The following is a 17,081-nucleotide window of genomic DNA, read 5'->3' on the forward strand; positions in this document are numbered from 1 at the left end:
CGCTTGAACGTTAGGCTGAACCCTCCTGACTTATTCAAGGCTGTACCCATGACTGCAACAACTGAATACAAAGGGCAACATTACGAATTAATCAAATCGCGGATCGATCCGGTATTTATCGATATGAAGCCGCAACACGGCGAAGCGTTTAGGAAGATCAAGCCTCGCCGTGAGTCGTGGATGACGCCGCAACTGGCCCGGGTCAACAAGAACGCCTGGGCAGCCCGTAACAGTGCCGACAAGGCACTGAGCCGACTGAAAGACATTCATTCATTTGCCAAACCGCTGCTGAAAGCCCGCTTGCGGGAAAAAACCGGCATCGACATTGATATCGAGAAAACGGTTCTGATGCTGTACCGTGACGCCAGATCGCCCTGGTACGTGATAGAAACATTAAGTGGTTCAGCCACAAGAAAAGTGTCATTGCTCGAAGCCGCGTTGAACAACTTTTCCTATAACGAAACTTACGCGCCGAACTCCGCATTTCTCGTCCGAAGAGAACATGTGAATGATCAGTACGATATTTCACCACTTGATCGATTGATGACCGTTGCCCAGTTCCAGACGCTGTGTCGGGAACTGGATATCGGCAGGCTCTATCAAGCACACCTGCAGAACATACTGTTGAACGACGAGCCGGTGGCGCGCAGCTATGTGCAGTCACGGGTTGTGCAAAGTCACAAGGCCACGCTGCAGGCAGCCGCGCACATGGCGTTGGCGAGAAACGAGATCAGCCGCGAAGGCTTTCAACTGATCCGCGCCCTGCTCGATGGCCGCGTGGCGCTCAAGCTCGGTCAGCAGCCGATGCAGGCCTGCGAGCTGAACATCATGGATCTGAAGCTGACCGGCATCCTGATCCTGCGCCCCGATCCCGCTCAGCCGCTGCATTCTTCGCGAGTCATCGTCTACGTTCCCCACGACCCTGAACATCCGTTGAAGGAATACGACTCCCACCTCGACTTTCTCAAGGAACTGTCTCGTCAGTTGCAGAGGAACGAAACTCTGGCCTCCACTGGTGGCAATTACTGGCAGTTCTTCAGCCAGTTCGTCGATCACCATGAGCGCGGGCACTTTTTTGCCGATCTCAAACAGCGCCTGATGCATGTGAAATGGTATCCACATGAACGCGGAGACTCGCGTCCGTCCTGGCGTGAAACACCTGTCAGCAATCCCCACCTGCAATATGGCGCGACTGTCATCACCGGGCCATTGTGGGAATCCCTCTATCAGCGGCAGCTCGACAAGATCCTCAACGATGCACGCAACATCGCCGTGCCTACCGCCGATGCAGACAAGAGTGCTCGCGCGGACTGGTGGGCAAACGTCTTCAAGATCCTCCAGGACATCCTGAATGCGGCGGTGATGGTGGCTGCGCCCTTTGTACCTGTTGTCGGCCTTGCGATGCTGGGCTACACCGCCTGGCAATTGACCAACGAGGTCATCGAAGGTGTGGTGGATCTGACGCTGGCCCATTGGGAGGACGCTGCGGAGCATGTGGTGGGGGTGGTCAACGATGTGCTGCAACTGGCGGCTTTCGCCATTGGCGGCGTCATCGCCAAGCCGTTGCTGCTGAAGCTGTCTCCCTTGATTGAAAACATGAAAGCGGTGCGTTCGTTCGATGGCAGCACGCGCTTGTGGCACCCGGATCTCAAACCGTACGAGCAGTCGCAACTGACGCTGCCGGGGGGCTCAAAACCTGATGTTCGGGGCCTGCATCAACATGCAGGCAAGACTGTTCTGCCGCTGGAGGGCAGACACTATGCGGTCAGGTTCGACCGCAACAGCGGCGACTATCGTGTCGAACACCCTTCCCGACCGCAGGCTTATTCACCACGACTGCAGCACAACGGTCGGGGGGCCTGGACTCACGAGGCCGAGTCCCCCCATGAGTGGGAAGGCCCGCGCCTGATGCGTCGAATGGGCCACTCGGTCGATGGTTTGAGTGACACCGAACTGGAGCGAATACGCCAAATCAGTGGCACGCCAGTCGACTCGCTGCGCCGGATGCATGTGGAAAACAGCCCGCCACCGCCGTTGCTGGACGATACCCTCACCCGCTTCAAGACCTGGCAGGAAGCCAGAAACGTCGGTGAGCTCATTCGTATCGGGCAGCCGCTCTATCCGGAATCGCACTGGTTCGACCGGATAGTCCCTGACATGCCGGGCTGGCCTTCGGACAAGGCCCTGAAGGTCTGGCAAAACAACGATCTGACCGGTGCTTACAGGCAATACGGCAACCCTGGCGCATCTTCCGCGCAGACTTTGTCCGTCGGCATTGCCGATGTAATAGACAACAAACTCCCTGAACGGCTGGTGGACTTTCTCGGAGACGCCGACATGCAATCCCTGCTCGGCGGGAACTACCCGAAAGCCCGACGGGCGCAAATCCTGCGCAACCGCCTGGCCGATATCGTGCGACCCCGTGAAAGCGAGATTTTCGATTATCACTACCGCTTCAAGAATCGCACTGCCGATACGCTGGCCCAGATGATCCAGCGCCGTTTCCCGCACTTGTCCGCACGGCTTGCCGAATCGTTGGCAGGCGAGGCGACAACTGCCGAACACAGCATCATGACCGAGCAGCAACGCATTCCCCTGCGTCTGAAGAGTCAGGCCCGCGAAATCGAATTCGAGGTTCTGTCGACCCGGGCCAATGAGGGCGTGCAGGCTCCGGCGTTGTTGACACCCGATTCAGAACGTCTCGCCCTCAATACCTTGAAGGTTTACACCAACGTATTCGAAAACCTGCGCATTGAGGTGCGAGAAGGCACTCATGACGGCTGGTTGCGATGCAGCGCCGGCCCAGAAAATGCCGCCACCGTGCACAGGCTGATCAGGAATGAGCACGGCCTCTATGACGTGCATGACAGCGCTGACAACAGAGTCCAGGAGGCCAGCGATTTCTATGAGGCGGTTCTGTCGGCTATCCCCGAAGCCAGGCGCACGGCATTGGGCTACCGCACAGGTCAAGGGAGAGTGTTCAGGCAATGGGTGATGGCGTTGACCGAGACACCAGCCGAACGCCGGATCGTGCTGGCGAGCCCTCCCATCCGCCCGTTCGTACCACTGGAAACCGAATTGTTGTTGCGCGGCCCGAGACTTTCCAAGGCACCGCTGACCGTGGAAGAAAAGGTCAGAAATCTCTACCCGCATTTCAGTGAATCAGAGGTGGCGACGTTCACCCGGTCATTGCACTCCACGGGTGATGCTCACTGGAAAATCGCGCGACTTGAAAGTGAGCTCAAGACGTTGAAGGAAAAACTGGAAACCTGGAGACAGAGCTTCCTGAGCAACTGGGATGCGGACATCCCCGATGCCACCCTGCCCCGCGCCTATCGTGACTTTCAGCACATAGGCGGGCGCTTCATCGCCGATCGGCTGCTGGAGTGTTTCGAACGCAAATCCGAAGTGTTCCAGGAGCGCAGCACCAGCCTGGAAAGCGGCTATGCACTGGACTTGTCGAAAGAGATGTTGCCCCATGACCTGCAACACTGGTGGGGGCAGTTGCCCGACGGCCTCAAACCCTGGCTCGATCAGATCACGACACTGAATCTGGACGGTCAGAGGTTCTCCTCGTCCTCCAACGGGTTGTTGAAGGATTTCCCTCAACTGCGTCAACTGAGCGCCAGACACTGTGACCTCAAGACCCTGCCGGCCAGCATCGGTCAGATGCTGCGTCTGGAAACCCTGCGCCTGAGCGACAACCAGCTGCAAATGACGCCCAGCAATGCGCAGCAATTGAACACGCTGACACGTCTGGAGATCCTGAGACTGGACAACAACCCCGTCAGCATGCCCCTGTCGGTCGGGCGCATGCCGAGGTTGCGAATCCTGAGCCTGATCAATACGCAGATCGACGCCTGGCCGCTGGGTCTGTTCGATGTTCCTCGCCCCCGAGGATTCTTTCTCGATCTGGGCAACAATCCGCTCAGATACATCCCCGAAGTACGGCCCGGTTCCAATGAGGCACGATTGATCGCCCGTACTCGCGTCCATCTGGATCAACTCGCCAGACGAGCTCGCGCCACCTACGAGCAATATCGAAGATCAGTGGGTCTGCGTCCTTCGCAAAGCTACGCGACCATTGCCGAAGACTTGCTGGAGCAGTGGCCGGTCTCCGTGGACACCGAACTGGCCGATGAAACGCCCGGCATCGGCGCACTTCGCCCCGAGGCGTGGCACGAACTGGCAAGCGAACCCGGTTCCGACGGATTCTTCCAGGTGCTGCAGGATCTGACCCTTTCTGCCGACTACGAACAGGGTGGCGAGGCGCTGGATCAGTTGACCGACCGCGTCTGGCGCATGATCGACGCCATGGACATCGACACCCGGCTGCGCGAAGAGCTGTTCCTGATGTCGACCAATCCCGAAGGTTGCGAAGATGCCGGCGCCCAGTTGTTCAACAGCATGGGAATACGCGTACTGGAGTCGGAGGCACGCACCTTTTCCAGCTCTCCCGAGGAGCTTGAGCGCCGACTGGTGACACTGGCCAAAGGTGCTGCGCGACTCAGGCAGGTCAATGAAATCGCCCGGGCCGATATCGCGGCCCGGCAGGGCGAACCTGACGAGGTGGAAGTCCATCTGGCCTATGAAACCGGCCTGGTCAGACGCCTTGAACTGCCTTGGCAGTCCGAGGCCATGAAGTTTCGCCGGGTCGCCGGGGTCAGCGATGAAACCATCGATGCCGCCTATGACCGGATCATCGACGATGAAGCCGGTGACGGACTGGTAGAGCAGATGCTCGATCAGCCATTCTGGGATCGTTATCTGCGTGAAACCTGGTCCGGGGAACTTGCGGCCAATACCCGCCGGTTTCAGGAAAAGGCCGATCTGCTGATCGATCTGCAGACAGCCCAGGAGCGCTGGATCGAGTCGGCCGATCGTTCACCGCCACTCAGGCAGGCGCTCGCCGAGCTGGCGCGCCGGCTGTCCATACCGGACGCCGTCGTCTTCACGCCGGAAAAGATGAGCCAGCAGACCTTCGACCGGTTGCTGGAGGACCTGGGCAAGCAGGAGAGACAACTGAACAGAAATCTGACACGCGAGGCGATGACACGCGCGGGCCTCTGACACCTTGAACCGCATCCTGAAGGCAATCCCTCCCGACTGTCTTCAGGACTTGCACTAAACCTCCGAATCCCAGATCACCGTGACATTACCGGCGTACCTTCTGGCCTGACCGGGCTGCAGCATCTGTTCGACGTACTCCCTGGGTATTTCGAAATGCAACGTGCCCGCCGTCCGGTCCAGAAACCGGTCCGGTTGAAAGCCCGGAGCATTCGGGCTGGAGGTCAGCGGCCGACGACGCACCGGCTGGCCTGCATCATCGGTGATACTGTCGGGCAGGCTGACGCTCACGAACACCTGTGCATCGGCCCCTCCGCTCTCCGTATCCCGTAACCCGCAAGACTGTGCACCACCGTGCTGGCATTCGATAAACATCTTGAACCGCGACGACGACGAAATATTGAAGGTCTGATCGCGGAACAAGCGCACCGGTTTGCGCCCCTGTTGCAGCCAGGCCTGCCAGCCGCCCTGCGGCACCAGTACGATCTTGTTGCCGCCGGGGGGAATGTCGACCTTGAGCACATGTTGCACATCCAGTACGAACCTGAAGGTCACGGCCGAATTGTCCGGCAACAGATTGTCGCCGGTATCGATATCCATGCCAGGGCCGACGCTGTAAGTCAGTGCGCCGCTGTACAGGCCGGCCGACATCTGCAGCGGGTTTGGCGTACGCAGTTCATAGGCCACATCCAGATAGCCGTAAGACATCCATGGAATCATGAAAGCCGTCTGTTTGGCGCACGTCCCTTCGGCAGGCGTTTTCCAGAAAAAGCGATAGAAATCCGGTCCGTAAGATGACATCGCTGCGCCTCTACAGGGCAATGGTGCAGACCACCAGGCGCGCCCCCAAAGTACGTCATGCGCTCTAGAGTCGTTGGCTTCTCCCGTCAGGTTGGCCGCCGTATCGCTCAGCACATACTGGGAACCGAATCCGCCAATGCGCATTTCCACCGTCGCCGATTCACCCGTGAACACATTGGTGACCAGCAGACTGCGCCATTGTGCGGGCATGCTGAACATCGCACCGTTGCGCTCGGACGCCCCCGGCTCGACCGCCTGAACCGAGGCGAAACGCAGTGGCAACCTTACGCCGGACAAAGGCTGACAATCGCTGGGGTAAGTACCGCAATAACCGCTCTGGGGCGTCTGGTTGATGAAGGTGTTGGTCTGTGGATTGGCCGGATCGGGGATATAGACCGCACGGATTTCCTGTGTCACCGCCAATACCGCTGACGACAGCAGACCTGCGCACACAGCGCACCACCCTTTTGCCTGATTGAACCTGTTGATCTTGCGCAACCCTGAAACCATTACCAGCTCCTTGCTCAGCAATCGGTCTGTTTTACTTCAAGCGATCAGCCCGCCGGGGCTGCCACGTTGAAAATGATGTTGACGCTGCCGTAGTAATCGCCCGGTTTGTACCCGTCCGGGTGGACCCGTGGTTCGATTTCCAGTTGCACCCGTTTACCCGCCACCGCCTCCTCGCGGGATACAACCTGACGCGGTACCGGATGATTGCTCAGTTCCGTGCCGTTGAACGTGACCCGCAGGCTGATGTCGTCCCGCGAGTCCTGGCCGCTGGAGAGAATGGCGAAGCTTTCGAGGCGGGCTTCGATGGCACTGCTGTCGGTGCGCACATCGAAGTTCTTGCGCAAGCCGCCCAGCGTTGAAGACGTCAGATTCCAGGGCAATGTCTGCTGAAGGTGAATCCAGTCCGCTTCAGTTGGGATCACGTAGAACTCCAGGGTCGGAATATCCACCGAGACTTCAAAGGTGTGTTTCTCCTGCGCCGCAAATACGCCTCCCACCATTGACGATGAAGTGCCGAGGGTCACGGCAATGACTGCTTGCTTGATCATGTCACTTCCTTTTGCGTGGATAAAAAGCCGCCTCCCTGGCGACATCCTTGACTGGCGATAACCGTGATTTCTGCTTTATCCGCAAACGAATACCGATGGTGTGCCGCTGCCAGTCATTCGCCAGGTGCACGAGCGTTGAACAGCACCAGGACGTTGCCGAAATACTCTCCCGCCTTGTAACCGCCTGCAGGAATGATCGGGTCTATCTCCAGCGGAACACGCTTGCCCGTCGCGGCTTCCTCTTTTGACAGCACCTGACGGAAAGCCGGATCGGCGCTCAGCTCCACATTGTTGAAGCGCACGCGCAGGTCGATGTTTTCACCGGGTCTGCCGGTCGACAGGTAAGGCGCACTTTCCAGGCGGGCCTCGATGGCACTGGTGTCATGCCGCACATCGAAGTTCTTGCTGAAGCCACCAAGTGTTGAATCCGGGTAGTTCCAGAGCAGAACCTGTGGCCGGTGGATCCAGCCCGGTTCCGACGGCAGGATGTAGAACGATCGGCTGGGGATCGTCAGCGTGACTTCGAATTGCAGCGTTTCCCGCGCGGCCCAGGCCGTAGCACCGGTCAATGCGCTGATTACCGCCAGTACAGCGGCCACACAATGCTTGTTCATGGGTTTTCCCGTCTGTCAGCGACTGACAACCTTGAGATCCTTCTTGCGCTCGCCTTCGACGAGCTTGAAGCGGTATTCGCGGCCTTTTTCCTTGTCAAAACCGAACGTACGGCCGGCCATGACATGGTGTTTGACGGTCGCACCGCAATCGGTTTCCTTGTCCAGCGAGCAGCTCTTGAACTCGTCGACCACTACCACCGTGTTGCCGTTGTTGCGCACTTCATACCGACTACCGGTGTCATTGAGGACGGTGTCGTAGCGCGCATCTTTCGGGCGTACGAAAAACACCGTGCCGAATCCGGTCATCACATTGACGCCGGCCGAAAGGGTCTTCTTGTAGTCTTCACGCTCTTCGGTGGAAACCACGAAGTCGTCCTCCTTCTCCGGCACCACCGGCACGAAGCGCACCCGGAAATAGCGCTCGCGATCGCGCTCGCCCATATACAGCAAGCGCGTGCCCTGCATGCCCTGGGCCGGAATGATCAGCCGTGCCGGGCTGGCCATCAGGCCGTTGCGCGACGCACCATCAGCGGCATTGGTGACCGGGATTTCCCTGGACTGACCGTCGCTGCCGTAAACGATTTCCAGCACGTTGACCTTGACGAACGCGGTGCTGTCGCCGCTGTTGAACACCCGTTTCAGGTAGGTGCTCTTCTCGCCGTCCAGGTAGTCGTACACCGTCCCAACATTGATCTGCGGCCCGGCGTTGGCCGTCGTCCAGAACACCGCGCACAGCAACAGAAAAAACAGTCGTGTCATCGTTTCAACCTCATGAAAAACGGAATGGCCGCGTGTCGGGCGCTCATACTTCCGAATCGAAAATGATCGTGGCGTTGCCCGTCAGCGTGCCGTTCATGCCGGGCCTGAGAAAATCCAGAAATCGGGGGGAAATGAAGAAGCGCAGCATTCCCTGTTTGCGGTCGATGTAACGGCTCGGTTCGAACGGACCGAGCCACTGGTTATGGATGAGCGTGCCGAACCAGCCGTCGTGATTGCCTGGGCCGACAATACCCGGTGGTACGGTGAGTCGGACCTGGAACTTGGAATAACCCACCTGGTTATTACCGATGTCGCAGTCCGAACCGCCCAAAGAGTTGCATTGCAGCATCACCTTGAACCGCGAAGACGAGGACAGGAAAAACGGCTGGTCACGAAAAATCTCGGTGGGCCGGCGACCGCTGTCGATCCAGCGTTGCCAGCCTCCTGCAGGCTCCAGCGCAATCTTGTTCCCACCAGGAGGCAACTCGACTTTCAGTGTGTGCTGTACGTCGAGGACGAAGTCCAGGGTCAGATTGCTGTCGTCCGGCAACATCATCGAGCCCATCTGGAAATCACCGGTGGGACCGAGTGTGTAGGACAGCGATCCGGTGTACAGCCCGGAGGACATGCCCAACGGATTGGGCGTACGCAACTCATAAGCGAAATCGAGGGTGTCGAAGGACATCGAAGGAATACGGTACGCAGCCACTTTGGTACAGGCGGCCTCTACCGGCGCCTTCCAGAAAAACCGGTAGGTCGCCGGGGTATAGGCCCCTACGCCACTGTATTCACAAGGAGACGGGGCATAGACCCAACTGTTGCTGGTCCAGAGTTTCTGATGTCCTTCAAGGATATTTGTCACCCCCACCAGATTGGCAGCCGAATCGCTCAGAATAAAGTGGGACCCGATACCGATGATGCGCACTTCAACGGTTTCGGTTTCCTGCGTGTCCCGGTTTGTGACCGTCAACCGCCGCCAATTGGCAGGGGCCTTCACCCCCAGACCATCGCCAGGCACCAAGGCCCGCGTGGACGAGAACTGCACCGGTATCTGAATGCTGAACATATTGTTCGCAGAACATTGATCGGGATAATTCGCGCAATAACCGCTGTTCGGCGTTTTGTTGACGAACACATTCTTGTTCGGCTGCGAGGAATCCGGCTGGAACAACGCGCGAATTTCCTGATTGGCCGCCTCGGTCGAAGACAGGCTCAACGCTGCCGCCAGGCCCAGCCAGTACGAAGTCTTTTTCATGGTCTCAACCCGCCTTCTGTTCGGGGGAGGAGAGATCGGCCAGGGTGTCCGGCGTGCAACGCAGATCCCCGATCATCAACACATTGTTTTCGCTGCGATGGTCCTTCTCGTTAAGACGGAACTGACACAGCAGGCTGTTCTCCCGACGCACCTCAAGAGTCGGGGAGCCGGCATTCATTTCCATCGAGAAGAACCCGTCGACTTCGGTGACTCCGCGACTGGCGTGGTTGATCACGTGATGGCCCTTGAGAGGCCGCCCCTGCTCATCGAGCAGACGGCCAAGAACAGTGAGGGTTTTCATCACCCGGATATGTCGGTAATCCACTCCACCCTTGTTCAGGTGATAACGAGTGCGGGCCGGGGCGATGGTCGCGGCGGGCACATGGTTGCCTTCGAAGTCGAAGCTCACGGAGCTGTTCTGGTAAGCGGTCAGCGGAATGAAATTGCGCCCCGGCTTCAACGCCGCACCGCCACCGCTGAGATCGTCGGCCCGCAGGACGATCCCGTCGATATCCGACTCCACGTCGACGATCATGCCGGCCCCGCGCATCTCGTACTCGCTGGTCATCAACATCTTTTCCCCGCCCATCACCAGCGTACTGTCGAGGTTCAGACCGCCGGTGAACTTGTTGTTGTAGGACGAACGCTGAACGAAACCGTCGCCATTGACCGTGTCGGTACGGAAATTGGCCAGGCTCGACAGCCCCATGCCGTAGGTGTCGCTCAGCGCGGTGACCGAGACGTTTTGCAGCACGTGATCCTTGAAGTCCTTGCGCCAGCCCAGCGAGGCGTTGTTGTCGCGTCCGCCATCGCGATCGGTGCGCGAACCGATGCTGCCGGTGAGTTGCTGACCCGGCCCGCCGATGGCCAGGTTCAGGCTCAGATCGACGCCACGGCTGCGGTCATCACCACTGCTGAAACTGCCCGGCCGATCAAACAACGACAGGCGCCAGTTGGCATCGTTGCCGAACAGTACCGCGCGCCGGTTCCAGCCCAGATCCACTCCGACGCCTTCGACGTTGCCTTCGCTGTGAGAAACCCGGGCATTGAGGGAGTTGCGCTGATCGACCCGATGGTTGATCGCCAGCGACGAGTTGCTGGTCTGGCCGACGAACACATTGCGCTGTCGCACACGGGTGCCGTCAGGCAGGGTGTCGTAGAGGTTGGTGGTGTCCAGCCAGCTTCGGCTGTGGCTGAGGATCAGGCTGCCGGCGCCGTAGTTGTAGAGGCTTTGCAGATCCAGGCCGGTGCCGTAGTCCCGGGTCTGGTAGACGTTGGCATACAGACTGAGATGGTTGGCCAGGGTCCAGTCGATGGACGTGCCGTACTGCAGCTTTTCCCGGATCTGGCGTGCCGACAGCCCGAGAATCACCCGCGGGTGCGCCAGGTAGTTGATCGACGCTCCGGCCGTGGGACTGCCGCTGGCCTGTTGATCCCAGTTGCTGAGCAGCTTGCTCTCTTCGCCGGCGAACAGGTTGTAGCGCCAGCGTTCGTCGAGGTTGCGCCAGTTGTTCGGTTTGTAGACCAACTCTTGAGTGGTGGAGGTGATCTGGCCGTCTTCGATCAGCCGCACTTCCACTTCATAGATGCCGCCGGGCAGTGGCCGGGTGTCCAGGGTCTGCAATCCGGCGGGCACCGACTGGGTATTGATCAGCAGGCCGTCGCGATAGATTTCCACTGATCCCTGACGGTTGGCAGTGACATAAATCGGGTAAACGCTGGGCATTGCATTGTTGATGGCGAGACTGTCGGAGCTGCCGTACATCACACCGACCGCTGTGTCGGGGCTGGTGCCGAATGTGCGCGGCTGACGGGTCAGGCCTTCGGAATTGGGGGTGAAATAGCCCAGGCGAAAGAAGCTGCCTTGCAGCTCGCGCTGGGTGTAAAGCTCATGCACGGCGTGGTACAGCTTGTCGTCGGGACCGCCCATGCGCGCCAGTTGCATGTTGAACGTCTGGCTCCAGTTGCCCAGGCTGCCGCTGGCCTCCAGGCCATAGCGCCCGCCAAGGTCCTGATCCTGACCGCCATTGAGATTGAGCTGGTTGCGCACCATCAGACCGCTGCTGCCTTCCAGAGGCTGGTCGTGATAACGCTTGGCCTCGAGATCGCGCTCGGCATTGCGGGTGAGGATCGAGACCAGGGAACTTTCCAGGTTGTAGTGCACTGCCAGCACGTCATCCGGACAAGATCCGGAGCAATCGCCCAGCGGCACACCTGGCTTGAGGAAAGCAGCCCACTTTTCTCGCTCGGCAGGACCGTAGCGGTTCTCGCTGGTATCGGTGAATTCGAGCAGGGTAATGCGATCATCGCGCGACAGCACCACCAGGGCCTCGCCCAGCGGTTGCTGATCAAGCTCGACTCGCACCGCCAGAGGCACATCGAAGAAATGCTCCTCGAAATCCGCCGGCAAACCTTTGGACTGCGCCAGCAGGCTGCGTGGTGTCGTACCCGCAGGAGCAGGGGCCGCCATTGCGCCAGCACAAAACAGCAGCGCAAGCGCGGCCGCGATGGGTGTCATCGGGAACATGAACTCTTACTCTGATTTCGAACAAGTTGAAGTCCGGCGGGGACAATCGGGGAGTGGTTGCCCCGCCGGGAAACGCTATCGGGCAGTCAGCGCAGATCGTCCGATCAAGGCGTGATCACTGGTGGTACAGCGTCGAATGTCATTGCGACAGTGCCGGTGTAATCACCCGGATTGAAGGTGGTGCCCTTGGCCGTGATTTTCAGCGGTGCGCGGTAGTTCACATCGGACTCGGACTCGCCCACGACCATTTGGGGGGTCTGGGTCAGTACTTTGTTATTGAAAGATACTTCCAGCGGAATGGTGTCACTTCCGTAGATCAATTGCGGAACACTTTCCAGGCTGGCGTGAACCGAACCGTTGTTGTTGCGCACATCAAAGAAACCATTGATGTCACGCATCTTGCCGGTGCTTGGCTGGAAGCTCATGTCCTGGTCCTTGTTGACCAGATCCGAATCGGTCGGCACCACGTAGAAACCGTTGGTCGGCACGTGAGCGATGAGGCTGATGGAGTGACGCGCTTCACCGGCAGCGAAGGTCACGGAAGAGCTCAGGGCCAGGGCGGCGAGGGAAGCGGTGATTGCGATTTTCTTGAACATCGGTCAGTACCTGTTTTCTTTTTTAAGGAATCGAAACGTTGAAGTTCATGTCACACCAGCCGATAAGACCTGAAACATGGAAGTTCAACGCCGGGGCATGATCGACTCTTGATTCGAGAATGTAAGCAGGCAACTTCCCACGAACGCGTAGTTCAACAACCTCGCAACTTGAAAGAAAAAACATCGAAAATCGGATATATGAAAAAGTGACTGTAAGGAACGCCCTACCTACAGTTTAAAAGAAAAAACAATACAGCACTTTCACCAATATAAAACGGCACTTTCTTCTATTTTTAGAATATAAACTCCATTACCAATAGAGTGATAGCTTTAACCTTATGGTCATTGTGGTCTGGATGAACAAGTAACCCTTATTCATCCGGCAGAGTGCCCTGCTCAGCCACTGACCGCTCGTCAGCTCTCAGGCCAAAAGACCTTGCCTCGTCGCAAAGATATATCTTAAGTTGTATCTAAACACGACGAGAGAAGACTGAAATGAGAGACCATCATTCCCCCCACCGCGACCATGGCGACAGCCGTGACGGCTTCGAAAAACGCCACGGACGCGAACGCGGCGGCCGCGGCCCTCGGGTCTTCGCCCCCGGTGATCTGAAATTGCTGCTGTTGGCGCTGATCGCCGAACAGCCCTGCCACGGCTACGACCTGATTCGCCAGATCGAAACCATGTTCGACGGCGCCTACAGCCCGAGCCCCGGCGTGATCTACCCGACCCTGACCTTTCTCGAAGAGAGCGAAATGATCACCGGCGATGCCGAGGGTGGAAAAAAGCGCTACGCGGTGACCGATGCCGGTCGCCAATCGCTGAGCGAACAGGCCGTGGCCCTCGACGGCGTGCGCATGCGCATCGATGTCAGCAAGCGCTCATTACGCGGCCACGACCGGCCGCCGGAAATCCATGAGGCGGTGCACAACCTGCGCCACGCCCTGCAGATGCACCACGGGCGCTGGAGCCCGGAAGAAATCCTGCGTGTTCGCGACCTGCTCAACGACACCGCCAAAGCCATCGTCGACGGCCCCGCCGTTCAACCTGCTCCGGAGAAAGCCGAATGACTGAAGTCCAGACTCAAGGCATCCACCGTGTGATGCATGAAATCAAACGCCGCCGACTCGAAGTTTTGCGGGTGGTCGACCTGACCCCGCGCATGCGCCGCATTACCCTCGGCGGGCCGGAATTGGCCGGGTTCATCAGCCTCGGCACTGACGACCACGTCAAACTGTTGTTCCCACAGAACGCCGAACAGGCCGCCGCGCTGGAAACCCTGGTGCTCGGCGCCGGCAAGAGCGACGTGCCGATGCCCGAAATGCGCGACTACACCCCACGTCGCTATGACCTCGACAAACTTGAACTGGACATCGATTTCGTCCTGCACGGCGACGGCCCTGCCTCGACCTGGGCCGAACAGGCCAAGCCCGGGCAATTCCTGCACATCGGCGGCCCGCGCGGTTCGATGATCGTGCCGGACATCTTCGACAGCTACCTGCTGATCGGTGACGAAACCGCCCTGCCCGCCATCGCCCGCCGCCTCGAAGGCCTGGCAGCCAATCGCAAGGCGCTGGTGGTGATCGAAGTGGAAAACGGCAAGGAACAGCAGGCGCTGGAAAGCGCGGCGCAGGTCAACGTGATCTGGGTGTTGCGCGGAGCGAACAAGGACAGCCTGCTGACCACCGTGAAGCAGTTGCAGGTGCCCAAGGGCAATCTGTATGCGTGGGTGGCGACGGAAACGAAAGTCTCGCGGCAGATTCGCCGGGTGCTGCTCGATGAGCACGGGCTGGACGAGCAGTTCGTCAAAGCCGTCGGTTACTGGCGCGCCGAAGGCTCCGAAGAAGAGTGAACAGGAGCGGCGGCGCTGCTAAAGGCGCCGCCCCTTCCAGCGATCAATTCCGATCACCAGCAACGCCATCAGCACAAACCCCGCCAGAATCCCCCCGGCATTGACGAACACCTGTGGATAACCCAGCAGCGCCACGTCAATGAACGGATAGGCGTAAGCCCCCAGCAAGTGTCCGCGCAGCAGCGCATAAGCGAAGTACACCAGCGGATAGATCAGCCACAGCGGCAGATGCTTCAGACGCAAGCTGCCCTTCGGCACGCACACCCACCAATAAGCCAGGAACAGCAGCGGCATCACGTCGTGGAGCAATTCGTCAGCGATAAACTGCCAGCCCTGCGGATGCCAAAGATGTCGCAGCAGAATGCTGTAGGCCAGGCCCACTACGGCAATACTGACGGCAATCCCGCTGCTGACCCACGGCTGCAGAAACCAGCGGCGCGCAGCGGATTCGCGATCGGTCACCGCGCAGGTCAGCACCACCGCCACCAGGGTATTGGTGATCACGGTGAAGTAACTGAAGAAACTCACCAGCCCGCCCAGCAGACTGGCGCCGACACTCAGACGGGCGAAAAAAATCAGGTACAGCTGAATCCCCAGCCCGGTCCAGCCCAGCACCGCAGCCGAAGTGATCAGGCGTCGCCGCAGCACTGCGTTCATCTCAGAGCGGGCGCTTGGTGCGCATCAGCTTCACGTACAGACGCTCGACCTTTTCCCGCGCCCATGGCGTCTTGCGCAAAAAGGTCAGGCTCGACTTGATGGTCGGATCGCTCTTGAAGCAACGAATGTCGATGCGCTCGGCCAGGCCCGACCATTCGTAATGGGTCACCAGTGCATTGAGGATCTGTTCGAGGGTCACGCCGTGCAGCGGATCGGGGTTGTGGTCGTTCATGCCGGGCCTTTGGGCGAAGTGAAAATGCAGAAGCCGCGCACCTTAGCCGAGGGGCTGTGCCGGTGGAAGGCCTTCCTTCAAATGTAGGTGAACCGCGCAAGATCGCAGGCTCCGTCGACACCGGCAATGTGATCGATTGCCGCACTGTTACCGAATCCGAAAGGGTTCATGTCTGCAAAAGCACTTTGTGTTTTTGTAACAGGACATTATCCTGCCGCCCTTCTGCTGAATCGCTTCACTGCCTGCGTCAAATCGTAGCGGTCAGCCCGTCCCCCAAAAAAGATCAAGAAAGACCATTTCATGCCCGATTTTCCGTTCTTCCGAGACAGCGCTATCTCAACCCTGCGCCTGATCGGCGGCTGCACCGCCCTTGGCCTCGCCACCTGCACCCAGGCCGCTCCGGCCTTCGACAGTGAATCACCGTACATGCTCGGTGACTGGAACGGCACCCGCAGCGAACTCTCGGCGAAAGGCATCGACTTCAAGCTCGATTACACCGGCGAAATGGGCAGCAACCTGCACGGCGGCTACGACCACGACCGCACCGCGCGCTACAGCGATCAATGGGGCCTCGGCACGCATCTGGACCTGCAAAAACTGCTGGGCTGGAACGACGCCGAATTCCAGTTGACCGTGACCAAGCGCAGCGGCAACAACATCAGCAACGACCGCATCAACGACCCGCGCGTTGGCGGCTTCACTTCGGCCCAGGAAGTCTGGGGCCGTGGCCAGACCACCCGCCTGACGCAGATGTGGTACCAGCAGAAATTCTTCGACCAGAAGCTCGACATCAAGGTCGGCCGCTTCGGCGAAGGCGAAGACTTCAACAGCTTCCCGTGCGACTTCCAGAACCTGGCGTTCTGCGGCTCGCAGGTCGGCAACTGGGTCGGCGGCATCTGGTACAACTGGCCGGTCAGCCAATGGGCGCTGCGCGTCAAATATCACCTGACGCCGGAGCTGTACGCACAGGTCGGCGCCTACGAGCAGAACCCGTCGAACCTCGATCGCGGCAACGGCTTCAAACTCAGCGGCAGCGGCACCCAGGGCGCGATCCTGCCGGTGGAACTGGTGTGGACGCCGAAGCTCAACGGCCTGCCGGGCGAATACCGCGCCGGTTATTACTACAGCAACGCCAAGGCCACCGACGCCTATAAAGACAGCAACGGCCAGCCGGCGGCCCTGAGCGGCGAAGCCTATCGCAGCGCTTCGAGCAAACACGGCGTTTGGCTCGGTGTGCAGCAGCAGATCACCAGCGTCGCCAGCGACAACTCCCGCGGCTTGAGCGTGTTCGCCAACGGCACGATGCACGACAAGAAGACCAACGCCATCGACAACTACGTCCAGGCCGGCGTGGTCTACAAAGGCCTGTTCGACGCCCGCGCCAAAGACGACATCGGTTTCGCCCTGGCCCGCGTCCACGTCAACCCGGCCTACCGCAAGAACGCCGAAGCGACCAATCAGGCCCGCGCCGTCTACGACTACGACGATCCGTCGTACCTGCCGCCGCAGGACACCGAATACAGCGCCGAACTCTATTACGGCGTGCACGTCACCAATTGGCTGACCGTGCGCCCGAACCTGCAATACATCCGCCATCCCGGTGGCGTGGACAAGGTCGATGACGCGCTGATCGGCGGGATCAAGATCCAGTCGTCGTTCTGA

The 17,081-nt window shown here is 59.2% G+C and carries 13 protein-coding genes; 4 read left to right on the forward strand and 9 right to left on the reverse strand.

Going from position 1 to position 17,081, the window contains the following annotated elements; all coding sequences use genetic code 11:
- The first annotated feature begins 48 nt into the window (after positions 1–48).
- A complete protein-coding gene (locus IF189_RS22755) occupies positions 49–5,070 on the forward strand; it encodes an NEL-type E3 ubiquitin ligase domain-containing protein (protein ID WP_192552306.1) in 5,022 nt (1,673 codons plus the stop codon).
- 54 nt (positions 5,071–5,124) lie between these two features.
- Here the strand turns inward: IF189_RS22755 and IF189_RS22760 are convergent, their stop codons facing one another.
- From IF189_RS22760 to IF189_RS22790, 7 genes are all read right to left on the reverse strand, one after another.
- A complete protein-coding gene (locus IF189_RS22760; protein WP_192552307.1) occupies positions 5,125–6,378 on the reverse strand; it encodes a hypothetical protein in 1,254 nt (417 codons plus the stop codon).
- A gap of 44 nt (positions 6,379–6,422) precedes the next feature.
- Positions 6,423–6,926 (reverse strand): CS1 type fimbrial major subunit, encoded by a 504-nt coding sequence (locus tag IF189_RS22765; protein ID WP_134827988.1) that lies wholly within the window; start codon positions 6,924–6,926, stop codon positions 6,423–6,425.
- 113 nt (positions 6,927–7,039) lie between these two features.
- The gene (locus tag IF189_RS22770) at positions 7,040–7,540 is read right to left on the reverse strand and encodes a fimbrial assembly protein (protein WP_134827989.1); all 501 of its coding nucleotides are present in this window, start codon (positions 7,538–7,540) and stop codon (positions 7,040–7,042) included.
- A 15-nt stretch (positions 7,541–7,555) separates the two neighbouring features.
- On the reverse strand, positions 7,556–8,299 hold the full coding sequence (locus tag IF189_RS22775; protein ID WP_134827990.1) for a molecular chaperone: 744 nt from the start codon (positions 8,297–8,299) through the stop codon (positions 7,556–7,558).
- 43 nt (positions 8,300–8,342) lie between these two features.
- Positions 8,343–9,554, reverse strand: coding sequence for a hypothetical protein (locus tag IF189_RS22780; RefSeq protein ID WP_134827991.1), 1,212 nt, complete (start codon positions 9,552–9,554; stop codon positions 8,343–8,345).
- A gap of 4 nt (positions 9,555–9,558) precedes the next feature.
- Positions 9,559–12,081 carry a TcfC E-set like domain-containing protein gene (locus IF189_RS22785; protein WP_134827992.1) on the reverse strand — a complete coding sequence of 841 codons (2,523 nt, stop codon included), beginning with the start codon at positions 12,079–12,081 and terminating at the stop codon, positions 9,559–9,561.
- Between the two features lie 104 nt (positions 12,082–12,185).
- Positions 12,186–12,677: a CS1 type fimbrial major subunit gene (locus tag IF189_RS22790; RefSeq protein ID WP_134827993.1), complete on the reverse strand. Its 492-nt coding sequence runs from the start codon at positions 12,675–12,677 to the stop codon at positions 12,186–12,188.
- Between the two features lie 495 nt (positions 12,678–13,172).
- On the opposite strand from IF189_RS22790, the gene IF189_RS22795 reads away from it, so the two are divergent.
- Both IF189_RS22795 and IF189_RS22800 read left to right on the forward strand, forming a co-directional pair.
- Complete coding sequence (locus IF189_RS22795; RefSeq protein WP_102620803.1) at positions 13,173–13,748, forward strand: PadR family transcriptional regulator; 576 nt, start codon at positions 13,173–13,175, stop codon at positions 13,746–13,748.
- Positions 13,745–14,530, forward strand: a complete 786-nt coding sequence (locus tag IF189_RS22800) for a siderophore-interacting protein (protein ID WP_134827994.1) — start codon at positions 13,745–13,747, stop codon at positions 14,528–14,530. Before IF189_RS22795 ends, IF189_RS22800 begins: the two co-directional genes overlap by 4 nt.
- Before the next feature lie 18 nt (positions 14,531–14,548).
- Here IF189_RS22800 and IF189_RS22805 read toward each other — a convergent pair whose 3' ends face one another.
- On the reverse strand, positions 14,549–15,187 hold the full coding sequence (locus tag IF189_RS22805) for a Pr6Pr family membrane protein (RefSeq protein ID WP_192552308.1): 639 nt from the start codon (positions 15,185–15,187) through the stop codon (positions 14,549–14,551).
- Between the two features lies 1 nt (position 15,188).
- The gene (locus IF189_RS22810) at positions 15,189–15,419 is read right to left on the reverse strand and encodes a VF530 family DNA-binding protein (protein ID WP_007956650.1); all 231 of its coding nucleotides are present in this window, start codon (positions 15,417–15,419) and stop codon (positions 15,189–15,191) included.
- A gap of 300 nt (positions 15,420–15,719) precedes the next feature.
- On the opposite strand from IF189_RS22810, the gene IF189_RS22815 reads away from it, so the two are divergent.
- Positions 15,720–17,081 (forward strand): carbohydrate porin, encoded by a 1,362-nt coding sequence (locus IF189_RS22815; RefSeq protein ID WP_134827996.1) that lies wholly within the window; start codon positions 15,720–15,722, stop codon positions 17,079–17,081.

Source organism: Pseudomonas sp. IzPS59, assembly GCF_014863505.1.
Taxonomy (GTDB): domain Bacteria; phylum Pseudomonadota; class Gammaproteobacteria; order Pseudomonadales; family Pseudomonadaceae; genus Aquipseudomonas; species Aquipseudomonas kribbensis.

Excerpts from the sequence above, each read along its gene's own strand:
- IF189_RS22755 (WP_192552306.1), top strand. The coding sequence starts at position 49 with ATGACTGCAACAACTGAATACAAAGGGCAACATTACGAATTAATCAAA.
- IF189_RS22760 (WP_192552307.1), bottom strand. The coding sequence starts at position 6,378 with ATGGTTTCAGGGTTGCGCAAGATCAACAGGTTCAATCAGGCAAAAGGG.
- IF189_RS22765 (WP_134827988.1), bottom strand. The coding sequence starts at position 6,926 with ATGATCAAGCAAGCAGTCATTGCCGTGACCCTCGGCACTTCATCGTCA.
- IF189_RS22770 (WP_134827989.1), bottom strand. The coding sequence starts at position 7,540 with ATGAACAAGCATTGTGTGGCCGCTGTACTGGCGGTAATCAGCGCATTG.
- IF189_RS22775 (WP_134827990.1), bottom strand. The coding sequence starts at position 8,299 with ATGACACGACTGTTTTTTCTGTTGCTGTGCGCGGTGTTCTGGACGACG.
- IF189_RS22780 (WP_134827991.1), bottom strand. The coding sequence starts at position 9,554 with ATGAAAAAGACTTCGTACTGGCTGGGCCTGGCGGCAGCGTTGAGCCTG.
- IF189_RS22785 (WP_134827992.1), bottom strand. The coding sequence starts at position 12,081 with ATGTTCCCGATGACACCCATCGCGGCCGCGCTTGCGCTGCTGTTTTGT.
- IF189_RS22790 (WP_134827993.1), bottom strand. The coding sequence starts at position 12,677 with ATGTTCAAGAAAATCGCAATCACCGCTTCCCTCGCCGCCCTGGCCCTG.
- IF189_RS22795 (WP_102620803.1), top strand. The coding sequence starts at position 13,173 with ATGAGAGACCATCATTCCCCCCACCGCGACCATGGCGACAGCCGTGAC.
- IF189_RS22800 (WP_134827994.1), top strand. The coding sequence starts at position 13,745 with ATGACTGAAGTCCAGACTCAAGGCATCCACCGTGTGATGCATGAAATC.
- IF189_RS22805 (WP_192552308.1), bottom strand. The coding sequence starts at position 15,187 with ATGAACGCAGTGCTGCGGCGACGCCTGATCACTTCGGCTGCGGTGCTG.
- IF189_RS22810 (WP_007956650.1), bottom strand. The coding sequence starts at position 15,419 with ATGAACGACCACAACCCCGATCCGCTGCACGGCGTGACCCTCGAACAG.
- IF189_RS22815 (WP_134827996.1), top strand. The coding sequence starts at position 15,720 with ATGCCCGATTTTCCGTTCTTCCGAGACAGCGCTATCTCAACCCTGCGC.